Origin of the sequence: Halobacterium bonnevillei (assembly GCF_009831555.1) — an archaeon.
GTDB lineage: Archaea > Halobacteriota > Halobacteria > Halobacteriales > Halobacteriaceae > Halobacterium > Halobacterium bonnevillei.
This window is the reverse complement of sequence record NZ_WUUU01000214.1, coordinates 1-4,415: the sequence shown is the minus strand read 5'-3', so window position 1 is coordinate 4,415 and position 4,415 is coordinate 1. Positions and strand designations below refer to the sequence as shown.

Here is a 4,415-nt window from a genome sequence, read left to right as displayed (position 1 = left end):
CTCGCCGCCCTCGTCGTGGGCGTCGAGGAGTTCGTACAGCCACGCCTCGCCGGTTCCCGAGCGAACGCCCACCCGACCGCCCACGCGGCGTACAGCACCGCGTACTGCAGCGGCGAGTCCAGGAAGACGAACACGCCGAGCGCGCCCGCGGAAATCGCGTTGCCGGCGGCGAGGCTGGCGCGCCGCCCGATCCGGTCGCCGACGTACCCCGTCGGAATCTCCGCGGCGACGAGCGCGAACGCGAACACGCCCTGCGTCAGGCCGACGACCGCCCAGCCGTACTCCTGCTGGAGGTACAGCAGCCCCACGGGCAGGTAGAACCCGTAGGCCGTGGTCGCGCGGTAGGCGTAATATCGTCGTATCGCCGCACGGGACTCCGCCATCGAACAGTTGCACGGCTGCCTGTACTAAGGGCGTTCCCGAGACTCAGTTAAAGTAATCTCCCTGTCACGTTTGTGCGGCGGGGTGCGAGTGCCGCCACCAGCGAGCGCGCGAGCGCCGCGAAAGCCGGCGCGTCGACTCCGCCAACAGCGACAGCGCCCGCACTGCCGCTCGGGGAGTGGAACGAGTAGAAAACCGAGAGACCGGACCGCTGACCCGGTTACTGCGGGCTCGGACTGCCGCCGGTCGCGCCGGACTCGACGCCCCCTTCCAGGGCCTTCCCAGTCAGGGACTTCAGGCGGTCGACCAGCGAATCCTTCTCGGGTTCGCCGACGAGCGCGACGTCCAGCACCTCGCTGATGTGCGAGACCGGGATGATCTCGATCTGTTCTTTGTACTCGTCCTCGATCATCACGTCCTGTTCGTTGGCCTCGGGGATGATGACGCGCTTGCAGCCAGCCTTCGCGGCGGCCTCGATCTTGTGCGTGACGCCGCCGACCGGGAGCACGTCGCCCCGGACGGAGAGGCTGCCCGTCATCGCGAGGTCCTGTGCGACCGGGATGTCCTCGAGGGCGCTGATGACCGCGGTGGCCACCGTAATCGAGGCGGAGTCGCCGTCGACGCCGCCCTCGCCCGTCTGCACGAACTGGATGTGGATGTCCTTCTCGGACATGTCCTCGTCGCTGTACTTCTTGATGATCGCGGAGACGTTGTCGACTGCCTCCTCCGCCATCTCCTGGAGTTGGCCCGTGGAGTACACGCGGCCTTCCTCGCGGCTCAGCGCAGGCGTGATCTCGGCCATCACTGGCAGCATGATACCGGAGTCGCCGCCCATCACGGCGAGCCCGTTGACGCGTCCGACGGACTCCTCCTCGGCCGTCCCGAGTTCGTAGTCCTTGCGGCGCTCGATGTAGTCGTCCACGAACTGCTGTTCGATGGACCGCGAGCGCTTTTTCGCCTGCAGGACGTCGTCGCGGGTCGTCAGCTCGTGATCGCGCGAACTGGCGATGTCGCCGGCGACGCGGACGAGGCCGCCGAGGTCACGCAGCTCCAGCGTGAGGTGGTCTTTGCGGCCGGCGCGACGCTTCGCCTCGAGGATGACCTCGCGGACGGCGTCGTCGTCGAAGTGCGGCAGCTGGCCGTCCTTCTCGACCTCCTGGGCGACGAAGCGCGCGTACTTCCGCCGCATCTCGGGCGTGTCCTCGATGGTGTCGTCCATGTACACCTCGTAGCCGTACCCCCGAATCCGGGAGCGCAGCGCCGGGTGCATGTTCTCCATCGCGTCCATGTTCCCGGACGCGACCATGATGAAGTCACACGGCACGGGCTCGGTCTGCACCATCGCGCCCGAGGAGCGCTCGGACTGGCCGGTGATGGAGAACTCGCCCTCCTGGATGGCCGTCATGAGCTTCTGCTGGCTGCGCACGTCCAGCGTGTTGATCTCGTCGATGAACAACACGCCCTTGTGCGACTTCTGGATGGCGCCGGCTTCCACGCGCTCGTGGCTCGGCGTCCCCATGCCGCCGGACTGGAACGGGTCGTGGCGGACGTCGCCGAGCAGTGCGCCGGCGTGAGCGCCCGTCGCGTCCTCGAACGGCGCGGTCTGGCTGTCGGCGTTGTTGATGAGGAGTTTCGGCACCATCGCGTCGCCGCCGCGGTCGGTGTACCGGAACGCCAGATAGATGACACCGGCCGCGAGCACGCCCAGGAGTGGCTGGCGAGCCATCAGGAACGCGTACCCGACGACCAGCAGGATGATGATCCACATGAGGAACGACCGCATCTGGTTGCGTTTGCGGGCTTCCTCCTGGTGGGCTTCGACAATCTGTTCGCCTTTCCCGGCGGGCACCGTTCGGACTTTCGGCTCGTTGGAGTCGTCCGGGTTGTTGTACACGAGGACGTCCTGCAGACTCTCCTTCGGCAGGAGGTGGCTCATCGCCTTCGCGAGCATCGACTTCCCCGTCCCGGGGGAGCCAATCATCATCACGTGGCGGTGCTGTTTGGCGGCCCGCAACACGATGTCCCGGGCTTCCGACTGGCCGATGACCTGATCGACAAGCCGGTCCGGCACCTCGATCGCGGACGTATCCGGGATCTGGAGGCCGCCAAGCAAGTCGTCCTCGGCGTTTTCCTCGTCGATTGTGACGTCGCCTTCCACGCCGACCTCGCTGCCGAGGTCTTCGAGGTCCTCGACGGTCTCGTCAGTCTCGGCCGTCGACGCCGCACTGTCGTCGCGGCCGTCGACGTCCGGACTGTCGGCGTCGGGACTCTCGGCGTCTGGGCTACCGACGTCGGACTCGTCAGCGCCGTCGGTATCGGCGCCGTCGGCGTCCGCGTCGGAGTCCTCGTGGAGGGGCGCGTCCTTCGTCGATTCGTTGCTCATAGAAGTGGTTTCGACAGTCGAAAACAAGGACGGGCGACTGATATACTTTCTCCCTCGGGCGAACGCTCTACGGCCCGTATTGCCGGTTTCTGGGGCCTCAGACGCGAACGTAGCTTCGGTCGGGCTTCGGATGGGGGCCCAGGGACTGGCGACCGGAAACTCGCCATTCTTATGTTCGCTGACCGGGTTTCACGAGGTGAGGGATGACTCGCGGGTTCTACATCGGCCGCTTCCAGCCGTACCACAACGGCCACCACCGCGTCGTCGAACAAATCGCCACCGAGGTGGACGAGCTCGTCGTCGGCATCGGGAGCGCGGGCGACTCACACACCGGGCGCAATCCGTTCACAGCGGGCGAGCGCATCATGATGATCACGAAGTCGCTGGTGGACTTCGACCTCGTGACGTACGCGGTCCCCATCGAGGACCTGGACCGGAACGCGGTCTGGGTGAGCCACGTCCAGTCGATGAGTCCGAACTTCGACGTGGCGTACTCGAACAACCCCCTTGTCATCCGCCTGTTCAACGAGGCCGGCATCGAGGTGCGACAGTCCCCGATGTTCGATCGGGAGGTCCTCGAGGGCACGGAGATCCGCAACCGCATGGAGACGGGCGGCGACTGGACGGAGCTCGTCCCGAAGCCCGTGGCGGACGTCGTCGACGAGATCGACGGCATCGACCGCATCCAGAAGGTCAGCGACACGGACGCGAACGGCGACGCCGACCCGGAGTAACCCCAGCGACGCCACCGGACCCGCCTCGGCGAACGACGTCGGGGGTTCGTGGAGGGAGTTTTTTCACCGACGGCGCTCCAACGGGAGCGCATGATTACGCTGAGTTCGGACTTCGGGTCGCCGTATCCGGCGGCGATGAAGGGCGTGGTTTTGCAGGCGACGGACGCCCAGCTGGTCGACGTCGCTCACGACTTCCCGCGGCAGGACGTGCGCGCGGCGGCGTTCTGGCTGCGCGAGGTGCTGCCGTACTTCCCGCCGGCGGTCCACCTGGTCGTCGTCGACCCCGGGGTCGGCACCGACCGGAAGGCGGTCGTTGTGCGGGCCGGCCGGCACGCCATCGTCGCGCCGGACAACGGGGTCGCCGTCCCGGCGGCCCGCGAACTCGGGGACGGCGTCGAGGTGTTCGAAATCCAGGTCGAAGACCCCGCGAGTTCGACGTTCCACGGGCGCGACGTGTTCGCGCCGGCGGCCGCGGACGTCCACGAGCGCGGCGTCGAGGCGTTCGACGGCTACCCCGAGTACGAACCGTTCGAGGACTTCGAGGACCTGTCGTTCCCCACACCGGACCTGACCGGAGACGTCCTCCGGGGCGAGGTTCTCGTCGTCGACGGGTTCGGGAACGCCATCACGAACCTCCCGGGACGCCTGGTCGCCGACCGGATGGGTGACTCCGTGCGCGTCGACGGCGACCGCGTCCCCAGCGAGCGGACGTACGCGGCAGTCGACCCCGGCCGGCGCCTCGTCACCGTCGGGAGCCACGGGAACGTCGAACTCGCCGCGAACCGCGGCCGCGGCGACGACGCGTTCGACGTCGAACCCGGCAGCCCGGTGGAACTCGCATGGTGACCGCGTTCGAGGTGCTGAACGCAGTCGGCCTCGTGGCCTTCGGCGCGGTGGGCTCACTGAAGGCCGCCGAC

The 4,415-nt window shown here is 67.5% G+C and carries 4 protein-coding genes; 2 read left to right on the top strand and 2 right to left on the bottom strand.

Translation table 11 applies throughout. The annotated features are described in order from the left end of the window. Both GRX66_RS16865 and lonB read right to left on the bottom strand, forming a co-directional pair. On the bottom strand, window positions 1–383 hold a 383-nt coding region (locus tag GRX66_RS16865; protein ID WP_325064172.1), incomplete at its 3' end, for an MFS transporter. 218 nt (window positions 384–601) lie between these two features. Next, entirely contained in the window at window positions 602–2,764 is a 2,163-nt protein-coding gene (gene lonB, locus GRX66_RS16860; protein WP_159527555.1) for an ATP-dependent protease LonB, read from the bottom strand. Window positions 2,765–2,967: 203 nt separating this feature from the next. Between lonB and GRX66_RS16855 the strand changes: the two genes are divergently transcribed. Further along, the gene (locus GRX66_RS16855) at window positions 2,968–3,498 is read left to right on the top strand and encodes a nicotinamide-nucleotide adenylyltransferase (protein ID WP_159527554.1); all 531 of its coding nucleotides are present in this window, start codon (window positions 2,968–2,970) and stop codon (window positions 3,496–3,498) included. A 90-nt stretch (window positions 3,499–3,588) separates the two neighbouring features. Beyond that, window positions 3,589–4,344: an SAM hydrolase/SAM-dependent halogenase family protein gene (locus tag GRX66_RS16850; RefSeq protein WP_159527553.1), complete on the top strand. Its 756-nt coding sequence runs from the start codon at window positions 3,589–3,591 to the stop codon at window positions 4,342–4,344. The last annotated feature ends 71 nt before the right edge of the window (window positions 4,345–4,415 follow it).